General features: G+C 66.1%; 18 protein-coding genes and 1 pseudogene. 7 read left to right on the top strand and 12 right to left on the bottom strand.

The features are described 5' to 3' along the window. Nucleotides 1–69 precede the first annotated feature (69 nt). The gene (locus ABIE41_RS05670) at nt 70–1,197 is read right to left on the bottom strand and encodes a DUF2235 domain-containing protein (protein ID WP_192644884.1); all 1,128 of its coding nucleotides are present in this window, start codon (nt 1,195–1,197) and stop codon (nt 70–72) included. A 240-nt stretch (nt 1,198–1,437) separates the two neighbouring features. Here ABIE41_RS05670 and acs point away from each other — a divergent pair, with 240 nt between their 5' ends. After that, nucleotides 1,438–3,390 (top strand): acetate--CoA ligase, encoded by a 1,953-nt coding sequence (gene acs / locus ABIE41_RS05675; protein WP_192644885.1) that lies wholly within the window; start codon nt 1,438–1,440, stop codon nt 3,388–3,390. A 112-nt stretch (nt 3,391–3,502) separates the two neighbouring features. Next, nucleotides 3,503–3,745: a hypothetical protein gene (locus ABIE41_RS05680; RefSeq protein ID WP_192644886.1), complete on the top strand. Its 243-nt coding sequence runs from the start codon at nt 3,503–3,505 to the stop codon at nt 3,743–3,745. A gap of 35 nt (nt 3,746–3,780) precedes the next feature. Here the strand turns inward: ABIE41_RS05680 and ABIE41_RS05685 are convergent, their stop codons facing one another. After that, nucleotides 3,781–4,704 carry a manganese catalase family protein gene (locus tag ABIE41_RS05685; RefSeq protein ID WP_192644887.1) on the bottom strand — a complete coding sequence of 308 codons (924 nt, stop codon included), beginning with the start codon at nt 4,702–4,704 and terminating at the stop codon, nt 3,781–3,783. A gap of 243 nt (nt 4,705–4,947) precedes the next feature. Here ABIE41_RS05685 and ABIE41_RS05690 point away from each other — a divergent pair, with 243 nt between their 5' ends. From ABIE41_RS05690 to ABIE41_RS05700, 3 genes are all read left to right on the top strand, one after another. Further along, a complete protein-coding gene (locus ABIE41_RS05690; protein WP_192644888.1) occupies nt 4,948–5,862 on the top strand; it encodes a hypothetical protein in 915 nt (304 codons plus the stop codon). A gap of 113 nt (nt 5,863–5,975) precedes the next feature. Next, a complete protein-coding gene (locus tag ABIE41_RS05695; RefSeq protein ID WP_192644889.1) occupies nt 5,976–7,157 on the top strand; it encodes a hypothetical protein in 1,182 nt (393 codons plus the stop codon). Then, nucleotides 7,154–7,828: a hypothetical protein gene (locus ABIE41_RS05700; RefSeq protein WP_192644890.1), complete on the top strand. Its 675-nt coding sequence runs from the start codon at nt 7,154–7,156 to the stop codon at nt 7,826–7,828. The genes ABIE41_RS05695 and ABIE41_RS05700 overlap by 4 nt, the downstream gene beginning before the upstream one ends. Here the strand turns inward: ABIE41_RS05700 and ABIE41_RS05705 are convergent. The 3 genes and pseudogenes from ABIE41_RS05705 to ABIE41_RS05720 form a co-directional block, all read right to left on the bottom strand. Further along, a pseudogene (locus ABIE41_RS05705) lies at nt 7,829–11,057 on the bottom strand (efflux RND transporter permease subunit). It lies immediately after the preceding gene. 12 nt (nt 11,058–11,069) lie between these two features. Then, nucleotides 11,070–12,239: an efflux RND transporter periplasmic adaptor subunit gene (locus tag ABIE41_RS05715; RefSeq protein ID WP_192644892.1), complete on the bottom strand. Its 1,170-nt coding sequence runs from the start codon at nt 12,237–12,239 to the stop codon at nt 11,070–11,072. A gap of 54 nt (nt 12,240–12,293) precedes the next feature. Next, nucleotides 12,294–13,067: a TetR/AcrR family transcriptional regulator gene (locus ABIE41_RS05720; RefSeq protein WP_354191794.1), complete on the bottom strand. Its 774-nt coding sequence runs from the start codon at nt 13,065–13,067 to the stop codon at nt 12,294–12,296. Nucleotides 13,068–13,182: 115 nt separating this feature from the next. Here ABIE41_RS05720 and ABIE41_RS05725 point away from each other — a divergent pair, with 115 nt between their 5' ends. Then, nucleotides 13,183–13,974, top strand: coding sequence for a glutamine amidotransferase (locus ABIE41_RS05725; protein ID WP_192644893.1), 792 nt, complete (start codon nt 13,183–13,185; stop codon nt 13,972–13,974). After that, nucleotides 13,971–15,212, top strand: coding sequence for an NAD(P)/FAD-dependent oxidoreductase (locus ABIE41_RS05730; RefSeq protein WP_354191795.1), 1,242 nt, complete (start codon nt 13,971–13,973; stop codon nt 15,210–15,212). The genes ABIE41_RS05725 and ABIE41_RS05730 overlap by 4 nt, the downstream gene beginning before the upstream one ends. Before the next feature lie 123 nt (nt 15,213–15,335). Here the strand turns inward: ABIE41_RS05730 and ABIE41_RS05735 are convergent, their stop codons facing one another. The 7 genes from ABIE41_RS05735 to secA all read right to left on the bottom strand — a co-directional run bounded on the left by ABIE41_RS05735 (nt 15,336) and on the right by secA (nt 23,818). Continuing rightward, the gene (locus tag ABIE41_RS05735; protein WP_192644894.1) at nt 15,336–16,121 is read right to left on the bottom strand and encodes a succinate dehydrogenase iron-sulfur subunit; all 786 of its coding nucleotides are present in this window, start codon (nt 16,119–16,121) and stop codon (nt 15,336–15,338) included. A gap of 18 nt (nt 16,122–16,139) precedes the next feature. Next, nucleotides 16,140–16,868 (bottom strand): hypothetical protein, encoded by a 729-nt coding sequence (locus ABIE41_RS05740; RefSeq protein WP_192644895.1) that lies wholly within the window; start codon nt 16,866–16,868, stop codon nt 16,140–16,142. Between the two features lie 76 nt (nt 16,869–16,944). After that, nucleotides 16,945–18,777 (bottom strand): succinate dehydrogenase flavoprotein subunit, encoded by a 1,833-nt coding sequence (gene sdhA / locus ABIE41_RS05745; RefSeq protein WP_192644896.1) that lies wholly within the window; start codon nt 18,775–18,777, stop codon nt 16,945–16,947. Nucleotides 18,778–18,781: 4 nt separating this feature from the next. Further along, the gene (gene sdhD / locus ABIE41_RS05750; protein ID WP_069052956.1) at nt 18,782–19,174 is read right to left on the bottom strand and encodes a succinate dehydrogenase, hydrophobic membrane anchor protein; all 393 of its coding nucleotides are present in this window, start codon (nt 19,172–19,174) and stop codon (nt 18,782–18,784) included. 11 nt (nt 19,175–19,185) lie between these two features. After that, entirely contained in the window at nt 19,186–19,581 is a 396-nt protein-coding gene (gene sdhC, locus ABIE41_RS05755; protein ID WP_354191796.1) for a succinate dehydrogenase, cytochrome b556 subunit, read from the bottom strand. 154 nt (nt 19,582–19,735) lie between these two features. Next, nucleotides 19,736–20,809, bottom strand: a complete 1,074-nt coding sequence (locus tag ABIE41_RS05760) for a MaoC family dehydratase (protein ID WP_192644898.1) — start codon at nt 20,807–20,809, stop codon at nt 19,736–19,738. 240 nt (nt 20,810–21,049) lie between these two features. Beyond that, on the bottom strand, nt 21,050–23,818 hold the full coding sequence (secA, locus tag ABIE41_RS05765; RefSeq protein WP_192644899.1) for a preprotein translocase subunit SecA: 2,769 nt from the start codon (nt 23,816–23,818) through the stop codon (nt 21,050–21,052). Between the last annotated feature and the right edge of the window lie 42 nt (nt 23,819–23,860).

Here is a 23,860-nt window from a genome sequence, read left to right on the forward strand (position 1 = left end):
ATCCCGGAGCGGCGCTGCTTCGCAGCTTGTCCGGGATGACGTCGCGGTTCAGGCGGAGATCGGCGTGTCCTAGGGGTAATGGTGGCCGTAATCCGGGTGCCTCTCCAGCGCCTGCGGACGATAGGGCCGCTGCTCGTCGAGGATCGGCACGGCCGGAGCCTCGAAACGCGGCGGCACCGTGCCGAACACCGGCCGTCCCGCCTGCGAGGGCCGATGCGGGATGAAGGCCTCGCGTGTGCCGGGCGTGAACGGAATCCAGCCGCTCCTGAGCTGGTCGTGCTGCTTTCCGAGCGCATTCGGCGCGAGCGAGGCCGGCAAAGCGGGGTCGACGATCAGTGGCTGCGGGATTGCGGTCGCCTCGGTCAGCATCCAGTCCAGCGTGATGTCGGAGAGCCCCATCTTCAGCCCGTAGCCGCCGCCGACATCGGTGTGGACGCCGGCAAACCAGACCTGCTTGATCCGATCCGGGTTTTCCTCGTCCTCCTCCCACAGTTCGGGTGCGAAGGTCTTGCGGTTCTCGTCGATCGCTAGCGCCTGGCGGCCATAGGGCACGCGCGGGTTCAGCCGGTTGTTGTTGAAGCTATGCCGGCCGAGGGTGAAGCTGTTGAGCCCCTTGACGCCGAGCGCCCGCACCGTGTCCCAGACGCCGACGAAGGTCGGCGGTAGCTCCTGCGAGCCATGCTTGCGCCGGAACGCGGAGGCGGCCTCGCGCCGCTTCGTCTCGTCGCGCTCCTGATAGACGCGCGTCACCGCCTCCTCGGCGATGGCGCGGACCTCGTGATCGAGGCTGCGCTGCAGCTCGCTCCAGCGCGAGAGCTTGGGAAGGCCGGGCGGCACGCCGCACAGGCCGATGGCGCCGCCGAGGCTGCGGACGGTGTAGGCACCGCGGCTGAAGCCGAAGAGGAAGACCTGGTCGCCGGGCTGGTAGGTCAGCAGCAGCGCCGTGTAGCAGTCGACGATATTGCGGGTGATGCCATAGCCGGTGGCCTGCGAGAGGATGTCGACGGCGCGCCGGAGCAATCCCGGCTGCTCGCCATCGGGATGGGCGCCCAGGCCCGGATCGTAGAAGCAGACCTGCCGGGCCGGATCGATATCGCGCGTGTGCTTGTAGAGCCGGTAGACATTGGTCCAGTTGATCGGGTTGTCGCCGCCGGCCTGACCCGTGCCGTCCGAGAAGATGCAGATGTTCCTCGCCATGATCGCCCCCTGTGGCGTCGCGCGGGAAGGCTAGCCTATCCGTGCCAAAACGCAATCATAGGTTGCATTTATCCCCCCGGGGACAAGCGTCTCTCCCCCGAAAGTGCGAGGCCGCGCGGCTTGCTGCGGCGCGCCATAGCCCTATGATGCCGGCAGCGAACAAGAGGCCCGGCCGCGATCGTCCGCACCATCGCAAGGCCAATGTCTATCGCAAGGCCCAAGTCTGGGGAGGCGCCTGCCATGACCGAGATCATCTATGACGTGCCGGCCGCATGGTCGAAGAAGGCCTGGGCGAGCGACGCGAAGTACAAGAAGCTCTATGCGGCCTCGATCAAGGACCCGGACGCCTTCTGGGGCGTGCAGGGCAAGCGGATCGACTGGTTCAAGCCCTACAGCAAGGTACGCAACACCAGCTACAAGCCGGGCAAGGTCTCGATCAAGTGGTACGAGGACGGCACCACCAACGTCGCCTATAACTGCGTCGACCGGCATCTGGCGACGCGGGCCAAGCAGACCGCGATCATCTGGGAGGGCGACGACCCGTCCGAGTCCAAGAAGATCTCCTACGGGCAGCTCTACACCGAGGTCTGCAAGTTCGCGAACGTGCTGAAGGCGCAGGGCGTCAAGAAGGGCGACCGCGTCACCATCTACCTGCCGATGATCCCGGAAGCGGCCTACGCGATGCTGGCCTGCGCCCGCATCGGCGCGATCCATTCGGTGGTGTTCGGCGGCTTCTCGCCGGATTCACTCGCCAGCCGCGTCGAGGATTCAGATTCGAAGATCGTCATCACCGCCGATGAGGGGCTGCGCGGCGGCCGCTCGGTGCCGCTGAAGAAGAACGTCGACGCCGCCAGCGACAAGGTGAAGGGCGGCATCCCGACGGTGCTGGTGGTGAAGCGCACCGGTGGCCATGTCGCGATGCAGGAGGGCCGAGACCTCTGGTATCACGAGGAGGCGGCGAAGGCCTCCGGCCACTGTCCTCCGGTCGAGATGAAGGCGGAGGACCCGCTCTTCCTGCTCTACACCTCGGGCTCGACCGGCAAGCCCAAGGGCGTGCTACACACGACCGCAGGCTATCTCGTCTACACCTCGATCACCCACCAGTACGTCTTCGACTATCATGACGGCGACATCTACTGGTGCACGGCCGATGTCGGCTGGGTGACCGGCCACAGCTACATCCTCTACGGGCCGCTCGCCAATGGCGCGACGACCCTGATGTTCGAGGGCATCCCGACCTATCCGACGATCTCGCGCTTCTGGGAGGTCATCGACAAGCACAAGGTCAACACCTTCTACACCGCGCCGACCGCGATCCGCTCGCTGATGGGCGCCGGCGAGGAGCCGGTGAAGAAGACCAAGCGCAGGTCGCTGCGGCTGCTCGGCTCCGTCGGCGAGCCGATCAATCCGGAAGCCTGGGAGTGGTATCACCGCGTCGTCGGCGACCGGCGCTGCCCGATCGTCGACACCTGGTGGCAAACCGAGACCGGTGGCATCCTGATCGCGCCGTTGCCGGGCGCGACCAAGCTCAAGCCGGGCTCCGCGACGCGGCCCTTCTTCGGCGTGAAGCCTGAGATCGTCGATGCCGAGGGCAAGGTGCTGGAGGGGGCCTGCGAGGGCAATCTCGTCATCGCGGAGAGCTGGCCCGGCCAGATGCGCACGGTCTATGGCGACCACAAGCGGTTTGAAGAAACCTATTTCGCGACCTATCCGAACAAGTACTTCACCGGCGACGGCTGCCGGCGCGATGCCGATGGCTATTACTGGATTACCGGCCGCGTCGACGACGTCATCAACGTGTCGGGCCACCGCATGGGCACGGCCGAGGTCGAATCGGCGCTGGTCGCCCACCCGTCGGTGTCGGAAGCCGCGGTCGTCGGCTATCCGCACGACATCAAGGGGCAGGGCATCTACGCCTATGTCACGCTGATGGCGGGCGAGACGCCGAGCGAGGCGCTGCGCAAGGACCTCGTCGCCTATGTCCGCAAGGAGATCGGCCCGATCGCCTCGCCGGACCTAATCCAGTTCGCGCCGGGGCTGCCCAAGACCCGCTCCGGAAAGATCATGCGCCGCATCCTGCGCAAGATCGCCGAGGACGAATTCGGCGCGCTCGGCGATACCTCGACGCTGTCGGATCCGGCTGTCGTCGACGATCTGATCGAGAACCGCCAGAACAAGCGCAAGGCCGGCTGAGGCCGGCTTTGCCTGCGCCATCGACGGGGAACAAGGCTCCGCCTCTCGCGTCTGATCGTCATCATCCCGAGACGACACGAGAGCGGGCCTTGCGGCCCGGCGAGCGGCTGCGATGGGCGAGAAGACACTGAAGGGCCATGACCTCGCGCGCGGCGAGCGCCTGCAGGTCATGCTGGACGGCGCCGAACTGGCGGCGCTGGATGATTTCCGTTTTGCCAACCGGATGCCGAGCCGGGCGGCGGCCGTGCGCGAATTGCTGCGCAGGGGGCTTTCGGCCTCGGGCCCGCGGAGCGCTCCCGGGGCCCGGTCCCAGGCTTATGGCGTCGTCGCACGTGCCTCCGAAGACGGCGCCTGATCCGGCGGCCGGAGCCGCCGGGCCAGGCTCATCCCTCAGCGCGAAGCCTTGTAAAGCTTTGTCGCCATCTCGAACATTTCCTCCGGCGCGTAGTCCGGGGTAAAGGCCGAGGGGACACCGGTCAGCTGGTGGATCTTGCCGCCTTCCGGCATGCCCTCGACGACCTCGAGCTCGCCCGGCGGATCGCCCGGCAGGGCCATCTCGCCATTGCCCCAGATTCCGGCCATGCCGTCATAATCCGAGGGGCTGAAGGTGTAGAGCCGGCGGTGCGAGCCCTCCTGCAGGTATTTCTGGCACTCGGGAATCTTGTCGAGATTGATGTTGGGCGTCGGCAGCATCTTCTCGATCTCGACGCCGGTGATCTGCTTCAGGGCGAGCGCATAGGCATGGGCGTGCACCGAGCCGCGCACCAGCAGATAGCCGCAGACCTCGCGGCCCGTCGGGTCCGAGAGCGTCTCGTAGACCCGCAGCTTGTGCAGCCGGGCGCCGCATTCCAGGTGGAAATTGTGCAGCAGGTCGGTGACGACATTGCCGGTGGTGGTGATGAAGTCATTGTTCCAGGAGGCGCCGTTGCTGTTGACCGGGGTCGCGCCGCCGCCATTCGAGAGGAAGCCGGCCGCGAGCCGGATCTCTTGCATCGCCTCCATCGGCGATTTCGAGATGTCGCCGCCGGGCTTGGTGTCGCCGTCATTGTCGGGGCCGTTGTTGAGCATGGCCACGCCGTGGCTGACGAGCTCGACATGGCCAAGCTCCTCGGCCGTGATGCTGGCGACGAGGTGGTAGAACGGCTTCAGCTTGTCCTTGCTACGAAAATTGAAGCTCTGGAACATGTAATTCCCGAGCGTAGACATCTCGCCGTACTTGCCGCCGAGCAGCTCCTGCAGGGCGGCTGCGGCGTTGGGATCCTTCTTCTTCGGGGCGGGAAGCTCGGTCTGGAGCCTGTCGACGCGCATGAACATGGGCTGGTCCTTTCTCCGGGGTCTGAGAGGCGAACAGCCCCGCAAGGGCGATGTTCCGGCCGAAAGCGAGTGAGTAAGCGGCGCGAAATGGGGGATTTTCGCCGTTCGGAGCCCTGCTCCTGTCGCATGCCGGAGGGCCGGTTGAAGGCTGCCGTCGCCCTCGCCGGAACCTCCGTGCCCCAGCCGAATTGCGCAACGGGGCGTCTGACGTCATCCTCGCGCCCCGAGATGGCGAGGTGATGCATGCTGCGTGAGTTGATTGTGGCTTCGATCCTGCTGCTGGCTCCGGGCGCGCAGGCCGCGGGGCCCTTTGGCAAGATCGTCGTCGGCAACTGGACCGGCGGCGCCTTCACCAACGACGCCACGGGCGCGTTCTCGCATTGCGCCGTCAATGCCGGCTATCGCAACGGCACCCGGATGTTCACTTCGATCACGGCTGACCTCAAATGGCTGATCGGCTTCGCGCACCCGAACTGGAAGCTGAAGCAAGGGAGCCGGCTGAACCTCCAGCTCGTCTTCGACCGCACCGCGCGCATCGAGGTGACGGCCGAAGCCAAGACACCGACCTTTCTCACGATCGCGATGCCCGCCGACTCGCAACTGATCGGCGCGTTTCGCCAGGGACATCGTCTGGAACTGGTCGCCAACGACCAGCGCCTGACCTTTGCGCTGACCTCGACCGGCGAAATGCTGCCGGCGCTGGTGGAATGCGCCAAGCAGAGCGCGAGCCTGCGCGGGCCTGTGAATCCCGCCGCCCGCTCGAACCCGACCGCACCGCAAACGGAGGCCGAGCGCCAGGACCGGGCCGAAAAGCGAACCGTGCTGGAAAAGACGCGAGACCTGATCCGCGCGCGCATGCTGACCTGTATCGGCCGCGAGGGCGGCCCGATGCTCGCCACCGACGAAAAGGCGGAGGTCGTCGCCAAGGCGGCGATGATCTTCTGCAAGGCCGATGTCAATGCGCTTGCCCAGGCGATCATCGAGATCCAGGAGCATGACGGCGCCCGCCCGGTCGATCGCGAAGCCGTGCGCCGCGCAGCGACCCAAAGCGTGCAGGACGTCGTCGTCGCCCAGATCGTCAAATCGCGCGGCGAAATGCTCAACCGCAGGAACCAGCAGCCCGCGCGGCCTTCGCAGAGCGGCGAGAAGGCGATCTAGAGCCGGCGGGAGCTGGGGCGCTGGGGCCCGGCGGCGCTTGAGCCTGCTGCTGGAGCTTATCCCCGTCTCGCCGAACCCATTGACAATGGCGCCTTTCCCCAGAGGAGGCCGCCATGTCGATCCACCCATCCGCGTCGTTCCGTCCGGCTGAAGCGGCCGGGATCACGCGCCTGCGCCGCAGCCTGATCCGCCTGCAGGACGAAACGCGCCTGCTGCGCCGTGATCTCCTGCGGCGCAAATACAACCCCTCCCAGCCGCGCGTCCCGGCCGGCAGCAGCGGTGGCGGTCAGTGGACGAGCGGCGCGGGCGGGAGCGGCGGCAGACTCCGCCCCATGCCCGGCTTCGGCCCAGAGGGCGGGCTGGCGGAAACAGGTCCCGGAGACGGCTTCGTCGTCGACGAGACCGGCGAGGAATCCTGGGCCTTCTACGAGGAAAGCCGCGACGAGGAGGGCGATGTCGCGGAACGCGCGATCGTCAACCGCGACGGCAGCACGATCCATTCCGAATACGCCGCCTCCCGCCAGGCCGGCTTCGACGAGCGCCACACCGTCACGACGCCCGAGGGCGACAAGGTCACCTTCGAGACGATCGAGCGCATCCAGACGATGCGCTTCGGCGGCCCAGGCGGCGCGATCGTCGGTCGGACGCTGTGGACGCCCGAGGGGCCAGAGCCCGACGCGACGATCCAGCCAGCCTTCGCGCCGCTCGCCGTCGCTCCCGCGCTCCTCATCGGCGGCGCGATCCTGTTCAACTGGCAGTCGTCCCAGAACGGCGATGGCCTGCAAGCCGTCATGGGCTTCAACGCTCGCGAGTTCAGGCCGAGCGAGAACACAAGCGGCGCTCTGGATTTGAGCTATGTTGGAAAAGTCGAGCAATCGGCGGCAGAGGCTGCGTGCAGGTATCTTCCAGAATTGCAATCAAGGCTTGATCGTGCCGTCTCGGCGGCGGGGCCAGCCAACAACTTTCCTCACGCAGCCATTTACGGCACTTTCGTCCATCAGCATCTGAAAGGACAAATCGAGGACGCACGGTATCCAGATTTGAAGGCAGAACGATCATTCGCGAAGCAAATGCTCGAATCAACTCCCCAAGAATTCGTCCGCTATGGCTATCCGAGATCAGTCCGTATCGATGCTTATGAATTGCGCGAGGACGGAACGCTCTGCGTCTATGATTTCAAGACAGGCAGACGGGGTATCGACGAGCGCCGATGGAAAGAGTTGGCAGCTGCACCCTTCCGGGCAATCGGTAACATCCCCCGTGTCGTCGTCATCGAGGTAAGGCCAAGTTCGTGACAACGAAGAAACAGATCAAGTTCTTGCTGGATCTCATCCAATCACGAAATGAGGACTTGGCCGTCTGTGGTCCATTCGCGGTTCTAAAACCAATACACCACGTCATTCGCGCCATATCGATAGACCGGACGAGCTCTGCTGACCGGCCGCATTTCCTCTGGTCGATCGGGCATACGTTCAATCCTCGCTCCTCTCTCCAGGGCATCTGGCTCGATCAGTTTTACACCGATCGTGGCGCGCCCGCGAAATGGTCCGAACCAGGCTTGGCGGAAGCATTTATCGATACCGTCGAAGGGACCATTCTGCCGAGGCTGCGTCCCACCTCGACAGTCGAAGCGATGATGGCGCTAAAATTTCCCTACTCTTTTGGATATGAGAGGCAGCTCAGCTACGAGCCATATCAGATTCATTTTCATTCTGCCTGCGGCCGCTTCGGTGAGGCGATCAGAGCCCTCGAAAAGATGGAATCGTGGGATCGCAGTAAACTGGCTTGGCGGCTGCACGAGTTCCAGTATCTTGTCGATGAATTGGGGCCTGTACTGAAGCAAGGGGACAAGGTTGGAGTCGCCGACTTGCTGCGACGATGGGAGGTTATGGTTGTCGAGCGGGCAGGCGTTGCTGACATCTATGAGCCGACGCCTTTCCCCTTCGAGCTTTCGTCCGCCGCCTGATCACTCCGCCGCCAGGCGGGGCGGCGGCAGCGGCAGCTTCATCTGGGCGGTCCCGGCCTCGGGCCTGGCGTGGCCTTCCTCCGGCATGGCTTCCCACAGGCTCTCATCCTCCGCCTTGCTGAAGAAGCGGCCGAAGACACGGCCCGTCAGCTTCGAGAGGTCGTCCATCACCGCGTAGAAGGACGGCACGAAGACGAGGGAGAGCACGGTCGAGACCAGAAGCCCGCCGATCACCGCGATCGCCATCGGTGCCCGGAACTCGCCGCCATCGCCGATGCCATAGGCGGAGGGCGCCATGCCCGCGGCCATGGCGATCGTCGTCATCACGATCGGGCGGGCGCGCTTGCGGCCGGCCTCGAGCAGAGCGGTGCGGCGGTCCTTGCCGCGGCCCTCCTCCTCCACCGCGAAATCGACCAGCATGATCGCGTTCTTGGTGACGATGCCCATCAGCATCAGCAGGCCGATATAGACCGGCATCGACACCGGCTTGCCGGTCGCCAGCAGGGCGATGACCACGCCGCCGAAGGAGAGCGGCAGCGAGAGCAGGATCGTGATCGGCTGGAAGACCGAGCCGAAGAGCAGGATCAGCACGGCCAGCACCAGCATCAGCCCGGTCGTCATCGCCTGGATGAAGCCGGCGACGACCTCGCCCTGAATCTCGGCATCGCCTGTGGCGGCGATCCAGACGCCGTCGGGCAGGCCGACCTCCTTGACGATGGTGTGGAAGGTCTCCTGCGCCGTGCCGAGCTCGAAGCCGCGCTTGAGATCGGCGCCGATGGCGGCACGGCGGACGCGGTCATAGCGGTCGATCGATGACGGCCCCTCGCCGAAGCCGATCTCGGCGACCGCCGTCAGCGGGATCGAGACGCCGCTGCTGTTGGTGACGCGCAGCGCCGCGATGTTGCGGATGTCGGCGCGGGCGGCTTCGTCGAGCTGGACGCGGATCGGCACCAGCCGGTCGCCGGCATTGAACTTGGCGAGATTGGCGCCGACATCGCCGATGGTGGCGACGCGCACGGCCTCCGAGATCGCCTCGGGCGTGACGCCGAGGCTTGCCGCCTGTTCGAGCTTGGGGCGCACCGTCAGCTCGGGCCGCGAGAGCGAGCCCGAGGTCGCGACGTTGAGATAGCCGTCGACCTTGCGCATCTTCGTCTCGATGCGGGCCACCGCCTCGTCGAGGGCCGCGCCGTCCTTGGAGAGGATCGAGAACGCCATCTCGCGCTCGCCGCGCTCGTTGACATACCAGGCGCGCACATCGGGCACGCTGGCGAGCTTCTGGGCGATGACGACCTTGAGGTCCTTCTGGCGGGCGGTGCGCTCGGCCTTGGGCTTGAGCTTGATGGTCACGGCGGCGCGGCGGACCTCGCGCTGGCCGGTCGGCGACGAGCCGCCGAGCACGAAGACCTGCGTCACCTCGGGAATCGTGCGCAGCGCATCGACGATCTGGTCGGTGGTGACGCGTGTGTCCTCCAGCGTCGAGCCCGGCGGCAGTTCCACCGAGGCGACGACGCGCGAGGTGTCCTCGTCGGGGATGAAGCCGGTCGGTAGCAGCGCCGTGGCGTGGATCGAGCCCCAGAGGAAGCCGAAGCCGATCACCAGCGTGACATAGGACATGTTGAACGGCATCGAGCGCCAGCGCCCGGTGCCGTCGAAGCGCGGCACGAGCGGGATGCGGCGCGAGGCGGTCGTCGCCTTCAAGAGCCCGACATAGCCGCGCATGACGACCCCGTCCTTGGGGTCCTCATGCTTCACCGGCTTCATCAGATAGGCGGCCATCATCGGCGTGATCAGCCGCGCCACCAGGAGCGAGAACAGCACCGCGACCGCGACCGTGAGCCCGAACTGGCGGAAATACTGGCCGGCCACGCCGCCCATGAAGGACACCGGCGCGAAGATCGCGACGATGGTCAGCGTGATCGCGATGACCGCGAGCCCGATCTCGTCGGCGGCCTCCATCGCGGCGCGATAGGGCGATTTCCCCATCCGCATGTGCCGGACGATGTTCTCGATCTCGACGATGGCGTCGTCGACGAGGATGCCGGTGACCAGCGTGATGCCGAGCAGGCTGACGAGGTTGAGCGAGAAGCCCATCAGCTCCATCGCCCAGAAGGTCGGGATCGCCGAGAGCGGGAGCGCGATCGCCGTGATCAGCGTCGCCCGCCAGTTCTTCAGGAACAGGAAGACGACGAGCACGGCCAGCCCCGCGCCCTCCAGCAGCGTCGTCATCGCCGCCTTGTAGTTGCCATAGGTGTAGGCGACCGCGTCGTCGATCGGCTTCAGCGTGATGTCGGGATAGCGCTTGTTCAGCTCGGCGATGCGCGCGGCAACGACCTCCTTGACCGAGAGCTCGCTCGAGCCCTTGGAGCGGAAGACGGCGAAGGAGACGACCGGGCTCTTGTCGAGCCGGCCGAAGGAGCGCGGCTCGGAATTGCTGTCCTCGACGCGGCCGAGTTCCTTGAGTCGGACCTCGCGCCCGCCCGAGAGCGTGATCTTGGTCTCGGCCAGCTCGGCGACGCTGCGCGCGCCGGCGAGTGTGCGAATCGCCTGTTCCTGCCCGCCGACCTCGCCGCGCCCGCCGGCGAGGTCGACATTGGTCGCGCGGATCTGGCGGTTGACCTCGCCGGCCGTGGTGCCGAGCGCCAGCAGCCGGTCGGGATCGAGCGAGATGCGGATCTCGCGGTCGACGCCGCCATAGCGGTCGACGCGGCCGACGCCCTTTAGACCCTGCAATTCGCGCGCGACGACGTCGTCGACATGCCAGGAAAGCTGTTCCAGCGTCATCCCCGCCGAGAAGGCGCCATAGCTCAGGATCGACTGCCCCTCGACATCGATGCGCTGGATGATCGGCTCGTCGATGGTGCGCGGCAGATCGGCGCGGACCTTGGCAATCGCGTCCTTGACGTCGTTGACGGCGCGGTCGGTGTTCACCTCGAGCCGGAACTCGATGACGGTCCTGCGACTGGCCGTCGGTCAGCGTCGACAAGACATGCTTGACGCCGGTGATGTTGGCGACCGCGTCCTCGACGCGCTTGGAGACCTGGCTTTCCAGCTCCGATGGCGCCGCGCCGGACTGGGTGATCGTCACCGAGACCAGCGGCACGTCGATGTTGGGGAAGCGCGTCACCGGCAGCTTCGAGAACGACAGCAGGCCGAGCACGCAGAGCACCACGAAGAGCAGGATCGCCGGAACCGGCTTGCGGATCGACCAGGCGGAGAAGTTGATGTTCACCGGTCGCTCCCGTCAGTTCGTCGCGACGGGTGTGATGACGTCGCCGTCGCGCACGAAGGTGCCGGCGCGTGCGACCACGGTTTCGCCGTCGGCGATGCCGGAGAGGATTTCGGCGCGCCCGCCGCCGGCCAGCCCGAGCTTGACCGGCTTGGTCGTGACCTTGCCGTCGGTGACGCTCTGCACGGTTGCGCCCGTCCGTGCATAGGTGATCGCCGAGAGCGGCAGCGTGACTGCGCGCTTGCGCCCGGTCTCGATGACGCCGCGCGCGAAGGAGCCGATCGCGACCGGCGGGTTTCCGACCAGCGCGACGCGGACGCGGCCGAGCCGCGAGGCCTTGTCGACCTCGGGAGCGATCAGCCGGATCGTGCCGGCGAGCGCCTGCGTCGCCCCGGCGGGCGTCACCGCCACGGGCTGGCCGAGCTTGAGCCCTGGCAGCTCGACCTCGGCCACCTCCGCCTCCAGTTCCACGGCGCCATCGGCGATGATCCGGAACAGCGGCTCGGTGGCGGACATCGCGGCGGTGCCGCCGAGCTTGGCGCTGCGGCGGCTGACGATGCCGCCCTGCGGCGCCTTGATCTCGGTGCGGCCGAGCTTGACCTCGATGTCGCGGCCCTGCGCCTTCGCAAGGGCCACGTCGGCGGTGGCGATGGCGAGTGCCTGGTTGGCGGAGTTCAGCTTCGCCGCTGCCGCGCGGGCGATCGCATCGCGCTGATCATAGGTCTCGTTGGAGACGTTGCCGCTGCTGCGCAGAGCCTTGGTGCGGTCGAAATTGTTGTTGGCGGCAACGAGATTGGCCTGCGCTTCCGCGATCTGCGCGTTGGCCTGGGCGAAGGAGGCCTCGGCGCGGGCGATCTGTGCGTCGTTCTGGGTCTTCTGCACCTCCAGCGTGGTGCGCGAGAGGCGGGCCAGGACCTGCCCGGCGGAAACCCGGTCGCCTTCCTCCGCCAGCAGGGCGACGATCGACAGCCCGTCGACCTCCGGCTGCACAAGCACCTCGTCGCGAGCGATCATCGAGCCGGAGACGACGACGCTCTGGACGATTTCGGTGATGCCCGCCCTGGTGACGGTGACCGAGGGGCCGGAGGAGGGCGCAGCGGCGGGGGCCGGCGTCTGGGCCTGTGCCGGCGCGAGGCCGGCGACGAGCAGCGACAGGGCGGCGATGCGCGCGAGCCTGGCGGACATGACAAACGATCCCTGTTGGACGGTGCCGGCGGAGCGGATGCACGGCGGTTGTGCTCATGATACGTCGCCCGCGTCGGAACGGAGCAGCACGCCGGCGAGGCCGCGCATCGCCACGAAAAGGGTCTGCGCTGCCGTCGCGGCGTCGAAGGTCGGGTCGGTCGCGCGCCGGCAGAAGAAGCCGTCGGCCATCATGAAGACGGCCTGGAGAAAGCGGGCCTCGTCGAGCGCGGCGGGCAGTTCCCCATTGGCCTTGGCCCGGGCGATGGCCTGAGACAGGCCACCGAGGACCGTGCCGTCGATGGCGGCGCACATCTGCGACATCGCCGGGTTGCGCGCGGCCTCCGCCCAGATCTGCAGGCAGATCACCGCCTTTTCGCGCGGCTCCTCGACGAGATGACGGCGGCCGAGCGCCTCCAACTGGTCCAGCAGGGGGCCTTTGCCGAGCTCCAGCGCTGCGAAATCGTCGGCGATCTGCTGGCGGTCGCGCTCGGCCATCGCCGCGATGATGGCATCCTTGGATGCGAAGTAGCGATAGAGGTTGCCGGGGCTCATGCCGGCCTCGGCGGCGACATCCTGCATCGTCGCGGCGTGGAAGCCCGCGCGGGCAAAGACGCGCTCTGCCGCATCGAGGATGCGGGTCTGGCGTTCGTTGGGCGCCCGCTCGGCGGGGAGGGCGGTGACGGTCGGCGGCACGGGGTATCCCGGAGAACGAGAATGAATGTTCATTCTCATGCCTGTCACGACTTCGTGAGTCAAGGTCTTGGCCGGATTCGATATTGGCCACCGTTGCCGCATCCCCCGGTCATGCGACCGGGACAGCCGGGTCATGTCGCCGCCGGCTCACAAATTGCTTGCGCCGAGGGCCGGCCCCTCACAGTCTCCGTCGGCGCCCGAGACCCTCGCATCCACTGTTTTTCCGCCCATGGCCGCTGCCGAATTCGCGATGACCGCTCACGCCCCGACCGCGCGACCGCCCCGCCTCACGCCTTCGCGCCGGCGCCCGCTCAAGAACGCACCCAAGCCGGTCCTGATCGTGCTCCATCAGGAGCATTCGACGCCCGGCCGGGTCGGGCGGCTGCTGCAGGCGCGCGGCCATGCGCTCGACATCCGCAAGCCGCGCTATGGCGACCCGCTTCCCGACACGATGCGCGACCATGCCGGCGCGGTGATCTTCGGTGGGCCGATGTCGGCCAATGATCCCGAGGATTTCGTCAAGGCCGAGATCGACTGGATCAATGTCTGCCTGAAGGAAGAGGCGCCCTATCTCGGGATCTGCCTGGGTGCGCAGATGCTGGCCCGCACGCTGGGCGGCCGCGTCTATACCCATCCAGAAGGCCGCGCAGAAGTCGGCTATTACGGGCTCGATCTGACCGATGAGGGGCGGGACCACGCGGCGGAAGCCGGCTTCGCCTGGCCCGAGACCGTCTATCAGTGGCATCGCGAGGGCTTCGACTGCCCGCCAGGCGCAGAATGCCTCGCGAAGGGCGGCGATTTCCCGATCCAGGCGATCCGCTCCGGGCCGCGCGCCTATGGCGTCCAGTTCCACCCGGAGGTGACGCCGGCGATGATGTGCCGCTGGTCGGTGCGCGGGCATGAGCGCACGCTGATGCCGGGTGCGCAGCTCCGCCATCTGCATCTCGAGGGCTGGTACCAGCACGACCCCGCGATCCGGCTCTGGCTCGACGGCTTCCTCGACCACTGGCTCAAGCTCCCCACCGAAACGGACGCCGCGTGACCCGCACAGCCCTCGTTCTCGGCGCCGGCATGGTCGGCGTCTCCTGCGCGCTCTCGCTCCAGAAGCGCGGCTTCACGGTCACCCTGATCGACCGGCGCGAGCCGGGCCGCGAGACCTCCTATGGCAATGCCGGCGTGCTGGCGCGCTCCTCGATCGTGCCGCTGAACAATCCCGGGCTCTACGGCAAGATCAGGAGCTATCTCGGCAACCGCCACCCGGCGTTGAACCTGGACTGGTCGCGCGCGCTCACCCGCCCCGGCTGGCTGCTGCGCTTCCTTTGGGAGGCGCGGCCCTCGAAAGCGGCGGCGCGCATCGCCGCGCTGGAATCCCTCACCGGCAGCACGGTGGAACGGCACCGCGTCCTGATGGCGGAGGCCGGGGTCACCCATCGCCTGCGCGAGACGGGCACGCTCAAGCTCTGGCGCACCGAAGCCGGCCATGCGGCCGCTCAAGCCGAGCACGATTTCCTGAAGGCACATGGCATCACCTCGCAGGTGCTCGACCGGCAGGGTATTTCGGGCGTCGAACCGGCGTTGAAGCCGATCTTCCATGCCGGTCTGATCTGCCTTGAGAACGCCTCCGTTGACTCGCCGGGTGCCGTGACGCAGGCCTATGCGGAGCTCTTCCTGCAGCGCGGCGGGCGGATCGAACGGGCGGAAGCTCAGCGGCTGGAGCGCAGCGCTTCCGGCTGGCGGGTGCAGGCTGGGTCTACGGTGTTCGAGGCCGATATCGCTGTCGTCGCGCTCGGGCCTTGGAGCATGGATCTGCTGGCGCCTTTGGGCCTCGACCCGAAGCTCGACGTGGAGCGCGGCTATCATCGCCATCTGCGGGCGGAGCCGGGCGCGCGCCTGTCGCGGCCGGTCTATGACGTCGACGCCGCCTATTTCATGGCACCGATGGAAGAGGGGTACCGCGTGACGAGCGGCGTCGATCTCAGCCGACGCGACGCGCCCGACAACCATCGCCAGATCGACCAGGTCACGGTGAGTGCGCGCGAGGCCTTCCCGCTCGACGCATTCGCCGGGGACACCTGGCGTGGCGCGCGGCCGACCCTGCCGGATTCACTGCCGATGATCGGCGAGGCGCCGCGAAACCCCGGCCTCTGGCTCGCCTTCGGCAACCAGCATCTGGGATTCTCGACGGGGCCGATCACGGGTGAGATCGTCGCCGCACTGGTCTGCGGAGAGACGCCGCCGGTGGACCCGACGCCGTTCAGGCCGGGGCGTTATATCGGTTGAGCGGGACGACACGCGTCATGGTCGGGCTTGACCCGACCATCTCGGAAACCAGTGTCTTTTCGTCCCGAGATTCTCGGGTCTGCGCTTCGCTCCGCCCGAGAATGACGCTGTTGTCGCGTCGGCTCAGACCTGGCGCGCCACCATCATCTTCTTGACCTCAGCGATCGCCTTGGCCGGGTTCAGGCCCTTGGGACAGGCGTTCGCGCAGTTCATGATGGTGTGGCAGCGATAGAGCCGGAAGGGGTCCTCGAGATTGTCGAGGCGCTCGCCGGTCTGCTCGTCGCGTGAGTCGATCAGCCAGCGATAGGCCTGCAGCAGGGCGGCCGGGCCGAGATAGCGGTCGCCGTTCCACCAGTAGCTCGGGCAGGAGGTGGTGCAGCAGGCGCAGAGGATGCACTCATAGAGCCCATCGAGCTTCTCGCGGTCCTCGCGGCCCTGCTTCCACTCTTTTTCGGGCGCCGGCGTCGTGGTCTGCAGCCAGGGCTCGATCGAGGCGTGCTGGGCGTAGAACTGGGTCAGATCCGGCACCAGGTCCTTGATCACCGGCATATGCGGCAGCGGGTAGATCGCGACCTTGCCCTTTGAGCCGCATTCGTCGATGCCGGTGGTGCAGGCGAGCCCGTTCTTGCCGTCCATGTTCATGGCGCAGGAGCCGCAGATGCCCTCGCGGCAGGAGCGGCGGAAGGTCAGCGTCGGGTCGATCTTGGACTTGATCCAGATCAGCGCGTCCAGAACCATCGGCCCGCAATCCTCGCGGTCGACGAAGTAAGTGTCGGTGCGCGGATTCTCGGTGTCGTCGGGACTCCAGCGATAGACCTTGAATTCGGTCAGCTTCGCGGCCCCGGCGGGCTTCGGCCAGGTCTTGCCCGCGACGAGGCGCGAGTTCTGCGGAAGATTGAATTCAGCCATCGGTGCTTTTCCGTCAGTTCAGTGTCTTGCCTGATCGATGGCAGACTTTACGATCTGGATGAGGTTATCCCGCTGCGCCGATCGTTCGTATGGGACCGACATAGCGAAAAACGATTTGTCGAACCCAACGGAATTATTTTTCGTTTCAGCCAACAAATCAGCGTCTTTAGGTTTTTGGCCCATCAAAACGACCAAGCCATCGAAATAGAACCGAAAATAGTTGGCCGCGGGAAACGACTGGCCTGCGCCATCCGGACGCGGGTAGGTGACCCGCCGGGGCGTATGATTGTGTGGGTCACCTTTTGTGGACATAACAATCAGTGTAGTCGGAAAGTCGTCTTCATTGCCCCGATTTCCAGACAAGCAAAGAAACCGAAGATACTCTAGGTCGTCCTCAGGTATCGATATGTCGGCAAATTCGAACTTTTGACTTGCAGCACAACGCCACAGGAGGCTCAAAAAAAACATGCGAAGGTGTTCTGGATAATCGCTCTGTAGCCGAGTGAGACCCCACCCGCTTTCAGCGTCGATTGAATCATGAACTAAGTCAGAATGCCCTTCAGAACTCCAGACGACACCTAATCGGCGTAACTCATTGACACCGCGCGTATCATAACGCGCAAGTATGCTCTCGCCTTTGTCTGTGACCAGCTCGTTGTCATACCAGCTAGTCGGACGCAGGATTACCTTATCGAGCCCTTGCCCGTACTCCAGCATCTTCTCACCGTTCGGCGAAAGTTTAGTCAAGGCTCTCGGTATCAAATGAGATCTGACAAACTTTCCCTCCGATTTCGTAAGGCGACAACGGCCGCGCATATCGTCCTCAGTACACCCGCGCCTTGGGCTTGATGTACTCGATGTCGTTCGAGAGCGTGTAGGTGTGGACCGGGCGGTCGTCGAGCGAGACGGTGCGCTTCTCGTCGTCGATCCAGGCGAGCGTGTGCTTCATCCAGTCCTTGTCGTCGCGGTTCGGATAATCCTCGCGGGCATGGGCTCCGCGGCTTTCCGGACGCTGCAGTGCCGAGTCCATGGTGACGACGGCCTGGGTGATCAGGTTGTCGAACTCCAGCGTCTCGATCAGGTCCGAGTTCCAGATCAGCGAGCGGTCCTTGGTGCCGATGTCGGTGATGCCGGCCCAGACCTCGTGGATGAGCTTGTGGCCCTCTTCCAGCGTCTCGCCGGTGCGGTAGACGGCGCAGTTGTCCTGCATGGTGCGCTGCATCCGGCCGCGCAGATCCGCGGTCGGCGTGCTGCCCGAGGCGTTGCGGTACTTGTCGAGGCGCGAGAGCGAGAGGTCGGCCGAGTTCTTCGGCAGTTCGGGCTGCTTCTCGCCCGCGCTCACCGTGTCGGCGCAGCGCAGGCCGGCGGCGCGGCCGAAGACCACGAGGTCGATCAGCGAGTTCGAACCGAGGCGGTTGGCGCCGTGGACGGAAACGCAGGCCGCCTCGCCGATCGCCATCAGGCCCGGCACCACGGTGTCGGGGTTGCCGTCGACCTTGGTCAGCACCTCGCCGTGGAAGTTCGTGGGGATGCCGCCCATGTTGTAATGGACCGTCGGCAGCACCGGGATCGGCTCGCGGGTGACGTCGACGCCGGCGAAGATCTTGGCGCTCTCGGAGATGCCGGGCAGGCGCTCGTGCAGGATCTTCGGGTCGAGATGGTCGAGATGCAGGTAGATGTGGTCCTTGTTCTTGCCGACGCCACGGCCGCCGCGGATCTCCATCGTCATCGAGCGCGAGACGACGTCGCGCGAGGCGAGGTCCTTGGCCGAGGGGGCATAGCGCTCCATGAAGCGCTCGCCTTCCGAATTGGTCAGGTAGCCTCCCTCGCCGCGGGCGCCTTCCGTGATCAGGCAGCCGGCGCCGTAGATGCCGGTCGGGTGGAACTGCACGAACTCCATGTCCTGCAGCGGCAGGCCGGCGCGCAGCACCATGCCGCCACCGTCGCCGGTGCAGGTATGGGCGGAGGTCGCCGAGAAATAGGCGCGGCCATAGCCGCCGGTCGCCAGAATGGTCTGCTGCGAGCGGAAGCGGTGAAGCGTGCCGTCGTCCATCTTCAGCGCGATGACGCCGCGGCAATGCCCGTCCTCATCCATGATGAGGTCGATGGCGAAATACTCGATGAAGAACTCGGTGTTGTAGCGCAGCGCCTGGCCATAGAGCGTGTGCAGCATGGCGTGGCCGGTGCGGTCGGCGGCGGCACAGGTGCGCTGGGCGGGCGGACCTTCGCCATATTCGGTGGTCATTCCGCCGAAGGGGCGCTGATAGATCTTGCCGTCCTCGGTGCGCGAGAAGGGCACGCCCCAATGCTCGAGTTCATAGACGGCGGCCGGCGCGTTGCGGACGAGATACTCGATCGCGTCCTGGTCGCCGAGCCAGTCCGACCCCTTGACGGTGTCGTACATGTGCCACTGCCAGGTGTCCTTGCCCATGTTGCCGAGCGAGGCGGCAACGCCGCCCTGGGCCGCAACGGTGTGCGAGCGGGTCGGGAACACCTTCGAGATGCAGGCGGTGCGCAGGCCGGCCTGCGAACAGCCGACGGTGGCGCGCAGGCCGGCGCCGCCGGCGCCCACCACGACGACATCGAAGGTGTGGTCGGTGATCGGATAGGCCTGGCCGGTATAGGCGGGGGCCTGTCGGGACTTGGTGATCGCCATCGGATCAGCCTCCAAAGGACAGCTTCAGCACCGCATAGGCGCAGGCAGCGCCGACAGCGATCGCGAAGAAGGTATTGGCCATCACGGCCGCGATCTTGGCGCCCTCACCATGGACATAGTCCTCGATGATGACCTGCATGCCGATACGCATGTGTACGCAACCGGATACGACGAAGAGCAGCATCAGGATCGCCACCAGCGGGTGCGACAGAATGGCGAGCGCCGCGGGGTAGGGCTTGCCAGCGAGCGCGATGACGATGCCGAGGAAGATCAGCGTCAGGACGAGGTTCGACACCGCCGTCATGCGCTGCAGCCAGAAATGACCGGTGCCGGACTTGGCCGAGCCGAGGCCGCGGACGCGCGAGAGCGGGGTGCGGAGCGAGGAGTTGGATTGCATCGTCTCTCTCCTCAGCGCACGGCCAGGGCGACGACCCAGACGAGCAGCGTCAGGCCACCCGAAAAGACGACGCTGTATTTCGCCAGGTTCATCCGGGTCTGCGGATCGTAGCCCTTGCCCATGTCCCAGATGAAATGGCGCACACCGCCGGCCATGTGGTGCAGCAGCACGAAGGAATAGCCGAACAGCACGAGGCGGCCGAACCAGGAGCCCGCGATCGCCTGCGCCGTGTCGAAGGCGGCGGGGCCCGAGGCCGCGGCGACGAGCCAGGCCGCGATCAGCACCGTGCCGGCATAAAGCGCGACGCCGGTGGCACGATGGGCGATCGACATCGCCATCGTCCAGGACCAGCGATAGATCTGCAGATGCGGCGAGAGCGGACGCGCCGCCTGTTTGACCTCGGCCAAGATCGTTCTCCGTGGGAAACGCCCGGGTACGGGCCTATCCATTTGGGATCATTCTAGAGTGTCTGGCTGTCTATCGAAACCGTTCCGCCGCTGCAATGCGGCATGACGACAGCGCGGTGACAGAATACAGAATCTGTCAGCGGTTACGGAATTGCTAACGCGGCAGCAGGGCCCAGTAGTCGAGATCGAGGATGACGTCGGTGTCGTAGCCCTCGCCCGCCTTCAGCGGATGGTCGGCGCAGGGTCGGTTCTTGGTCGCGACCAGCCGCAGCCGGAGCGCACCGACATCCTCGCGGCCGGGCAGTTCGGCGACTTCCAGCACCTCGCTCCAGGCGAAGACGGTGTCGCCGGCGAAGAGCGGCGCGACATGGCGGCCTCCGTTCAGCGCAGCGATGTGGAAGGCGTTGCCGAGCCCGTTGAAGGACAGTGCCCGTGCGAGGCTGATGACATGGCCGCCATAGATCAGCCGCTTGCCGAAGCGGGTGGAGCGGGCGCCATGCCCGTCGAAATGGACCTTGGCGGTGTTCTGGTAGAGCCGGGTCGCGATCTGGTGCTCGGCTTCCTCCACCGTCATGCCGTCGACATGGTCGATACGCTCGCCCGCGGCGTAATCGCCCCAGCGGAAGGGGCTGCCGGCGAGCGCGTCGTCATAGGCTGCAAGGTCGAGCGGCGGGCAGCCTTCGCCGAGTTCCTCCGGCAGCACCGCCTTGGGAAGTTCCGGCACCTGCTCGGCATGAGCCGGCGTTCCGGGCGTCCGCTTTCGCACCAGCACCCAGCGCGCATAGCTCAGCACGATCTCACCGTGCTGGTTGCGGCCGATCGAGCGGACATAGACGATGCCGGCATCGCCGGCGGAGGTCTGCTTCAGCCCGATCACCTCCGAGGTGGTCGAGAGCGTGTCGCCCGGAAAGACCGGCTTCAGGAAGCGTCCGTCGGCATAGCCGAGATTGGCCACCGCATTGACGGAGACGTCCGGCACCGTCTTACCGAAGACGATGTGGAAGACGAGCAGGTCGTCGACCGGTGCGGTCTGGTAGCCGATCGCCTTGGCGAAGGCGTCCGAGGACTGCACGGCGAAGCGTGGGCCGTAGAGCGCGGTGTAGAGCGAGACGTCGCCGACGGTGACCGTGCGCGGCGTCGCATGGACGATCACGTCGCCGAGGTGGAAGTCCTCAAAGAAGCGCCCGGCGCTGGTCTTCGGGACAGGATGCTGTGTCGATCCGGGCATGATCCGCTCGCTGGCTGCGCGCAATTGTGCGCCGCAACGAGCGGCCGCATCAAGCCCCGGCGGATGCGACGAAGGATGGGTGGTCGGCCGCAAAAGGTCGCCTGCATCCCCAAAACAGAACGCGAGTCATCCCAGACGCAGCGCAGCGGAGATCCGGGATCCATTCCGGAGCATTCTCAGCTGAGGTTCCGGAATGGGTCCCGGACGACCTGCGCTCTTTGGTCTAAGCGTCGGTTCGCCTCAGACGTACTGCCCATGGCAGTGCTTGTACTTCTTGCCCGAGCCGCAGGGGCAGGGCTCGTTGCGGCCGACCTTGCCCCAGCTCGAGGGATCGGCCGGGTTGCGCTCCAGCACCTCGGCATCGGCCTCAAGCGCGGCAAACTGCATCCCGCCGGAGCCATAGCCACCGAAGGGCGGGGGCAGCGTGTCCTGCGGCGGGGCCGCTTCCTCGGGCTGTTCGAAACGGACCTCGATGCGCATCAGATTGCCGGTGACCTGCTCGCGCAGGCGGCCGATCAGCGCGTCGAAGAGCTCGAAGGCCTCCTGCTTGTACTCGTTCAGCGGGTCGCGCTGGGCATAGCCGCGCCAGCCGATGACCTGGCGCAGATGGTCGAGCGTGACCAGATGCTCGCGCCAGAGCGTGTCGAGGGTCTGCAGCAGGACCTGCTTCTCGACATAGACCATGACCTCTTCGGTGTTGCGCTCGATGCGGGCCGCATAGTCCTCATCGGCGATCTTGCGGATGCGCTCGCGCAGCTCGGCATCGGCGATGCCCTCTTCCTTCGCCCAGTCCTCGATCGGCAGGTCGAGGTTGAGGAACTGCATCACGCCTTCCTTGAGGGCGGCGGTGTCCCACTGCTCGGGATAGGCCTCCTCGGGGATGTGGCGCGTCACCAGCTCGTCGGCGACGCCCTGGCGCATGTCGTCGATGGTCTCGCGCACGCTGGCCTGGCGCATGAAGTCGCGGCGCTGCTCGAAGACGACCTTGCGCTGGTCGTTCATGACGTCGTCGTATTTCAGGATGTTCTTGCGGATATCGAAGTTGCGCGCCTCGACCTTCCCTTGTGCCTTCTCGACGGCCTTGTTGATCCAGGGATGGACGATCGCCTCGTCCTCCTTGAGGCCGAGCTTGGTCAGCATGCCGTCCATGCGATCGGAGCCGAAAATCCGCATCAGATCGTCCTGCAGCGACAGGAAGAACTTAGAACGACCGGGGTCGCCCTGCCGGCCGGCGCGGCCACGCAGCTGGTTGTCGATGCGGCGGCTCTCATGGCGCTCGGTGCCGACGATGTAGAGACCACCCGCCTTGAGCACGCGCTGCTTGAAATCGGCGACTTCGGCGCGGATGCGCGTGGCCTGCACCTCGCGCTCGGGCCCGTCCTCCATGCCGGCGAGATCATGGTTGATCCGCATCTCGGCATTGCCGCCGAGCTGGATGTCCGTGCCGCGGCCGGCCATGTTGGTGGCGATGGTGATCGCGCCGGGCACGCCGGCCTGGGCGACGATATAGGCTTCCTGCTCGTGGAAGCGGGCGTTCAGAACGGCGAAGGCGCGCGAGGGCTTGCCCTGGCGGGCCGCCTCGTAGATCGGCTCCAGCGCCTTGGGATCGGTGAAGTCGATCAGCTTGAAGCCGTCCTTCTCCAGCATCTCGGCGATCAGCTCGGAGCGCTCGATCGAGGTCGTGCCGACGAGCAGCGGCTGGCCGGCCTCCTGGGCCGCCTTGATCTCGCGGATCACGCCGCGGACCTTCTCCTCGAAGGTGCGGTAGACCTCGTCGTCCTCGTCCTTGCGGGCGACGGGGACGTTGGTCGGGATCTCGACGACCTCGAGCTTGTAGATCTGGAAGAACTCGTCGGCCTCGGTCGCGGCCGTGCCGGTCATGCCGGCGAGCTTGGAATAGAGCCGGAAATAGTTCTGGAAGGTGATCGAGGCCAGCGTCGCGTTCTCGGGCTGGACGGTGACGCCCTCCTTGGCCTCGAGCGCCTGGTGCAGCCCTTCCGAATAGCGCCGGCCGGGCATCATGCGGCCGGTGAACTCGTCGATGATGACGACCTCGTCGCCGCGGACGATGTAGTCCTTGTCGCGGGTGAACAGCGAATGGGCCCGCAGGGCCTGGTTGACGTGGTGGACCAGCGTCACGTTGTGGGCGTCGTAGAGATCGCCCTCCTTGAGCAACCCCGCCTCGCGCAGCAGCTCCTCGATATGCTCATTGCCGGCTTCCGTGAGCGAAACGGCGCGCTGCTTCTCGTCGACCTCGTAATCGCCCTTGACCAGACCGGGCAGGACCTTGTCGATCGAGACATAGAGATCGGACTTGTCGTCGAGCGAGCCGGAGATGATCAGCGGCGTGCGCGCCTCGTCGACCAGGATCGAGTCGACCTCGTCGACGATCGCGAAGTGGTGTCCGCGCTGCGACATCTGGCCGACGTCGTACTTCATGTTGTCGCGCAGGTAGTCGAAGCCGAATTCGTTGTTGGTGCCGTAGGTGATGTCGCAGGCATAGGCGCGCTGGCGCTCTTCGTCGTCGATGCCGTGGACGATGATGCCGACGCTGAGGCCGAGGAAGTTGTAGAGCTTCGCCATCCATTCCGCGTCGCGGCGGGCAAGATAGTCGTTGACCGTGACGACGTGGACGCCCTGGCCGGCGAGCGCATTGAGATAGGTCGGCAGCGTCGCGACCAGGGTCTTGCCCTCGCCGGTCTTCATCTCCGCGATGGCGCCTTCGTGCAGAACCATGCCGCCGATGAGCTGGACGTCGTAGGGGCGCTGACCGAGCACGCGCTTGGCCGCCTCGCGCACGGTGGCGAAGGCGGGAACCAGCAGATCGTCGAGCTTGGCGCCCTTGGCGAGCTGTTCGCGGAAGGCGGCGGTGCGGGCCTGGAGCGCCTCGTCGCTGAGCGCCGAGACCTCTTTCTCCAGCGCATTGATCGCGGCCACACGGGGGCCGTAGCCCTTGACGCGCCGGTCGTTCGACGAGCCGAAGAGTTTCTTTGCGAGCGCGCCAAGCATGGTCGGCCTTTCGGTGGTGTGGCTCCGGCGCCGCGCTGGCCT

It is taken from the genome of Bosea sp. OAE506 (assembly GCF_040546595.1).
Taxonomy (GTDB): domain Bacteria; phylum Pseudomonadota; class Alphaproteobacteria; order Rhizobiales; family Beijerinckiaceae; genus Allobosea.

Coding starts and splice junctions, on each gene's coding strand:
- ABIE41_RS05670 (WP_192644884.1), bottom strand. CDS start 1,197: ATGGCGAGGAACATCTGCATCTTCTCGGACGGCACGGGTCAGGCCGGC.
- acs (WP_192644885.1), top strand. CDS start 1,438: ATGACCGAGATCATCTATGACGTGCCGGCCGCATGGTCGAAGAAGGCC.
- ABIE41_RS05680 (WP_192644886.1), top strand. CDS start 3,503: ATGGGCGAGAAGACACTGAAGGGCCATGACCTCGCGCGCGGCGAGCGC.
- ABIE41_RS05685 (WP_192644887.1), bottom strand. CDS start 4,704: ATGTTCATGCGCGTCGACAGGCTCCAGACCGAGCTTCCCGCCCCGAAG.
- ABIE41_RS05690 (WP_192644888.1), top strand. CDS start 4,948: ATGCTGCGTGAGTTGATTGTGGCTTCGATCCTGCTGCTGGCTCCGGGC.
- ABIE41_RS05695 (WP_192644889.1), top strand. CDS start 5,976: ATGTCGATCCACCCATCCGCGTCGTTCCGTCCGGCTGAAGCGGCCGGG.
- ABIE41_RS05715 (WP_192644892.1), bottom strand. CDS start 12,239: ATGTCCGCCAGGCTCGCGCGCATCGCCGCCCTGTCGCTGCTCGTCGCC.
- ABIE41_RS05720 (WP_354191794.1), bottom strand. CDS start 13,067: ATGACCCGGCTGTCCCGGTCGCATGACCGGGGGATGCGGCAACGGTGG.
- ABIE41_RS05725 (WP_192644893.1), top strand. CDS start 13,183: ATGACCGCTCACGCCCCGACCGCGCGACCGCCCCGCCTCACGCCTTCG.
- ABIE41_RS05735 (WP_192644894.1), bottom strand. CDS start 16,121: ATGGCTGAATTCAATCTTCCGCAGAACTCGCGCCTCGTCGCGGGCAAG.
- sdhA (WP_192644896.1), bottom strand. CDS start 18,777: ATGGCGATCACCAAGTCCCGACAGGCCCCCGCCTATACCGGCCAGGCC.
- sdhD (WP_069052956.1), bottom strand. CDS start 19,174: ATGCAATCCAACTCCTCGCTCCGCACCCCGCTCTCGCGCGTCCGCGGC.
- ABIE41_RS05760 (WP_192644898.1), bottom strand. CDS start 20,809: ATGCCCGGATCGACACAGCATCCTGTCCCGAAGACCAGCGCCGGGCGC.
- secA (WP_192644899.1), bottom strand. CDS start 23,818: ATGCTTGGCGCGCTCGCAAAGAAACTCTTCGGCTCGTCGAACGACCGG.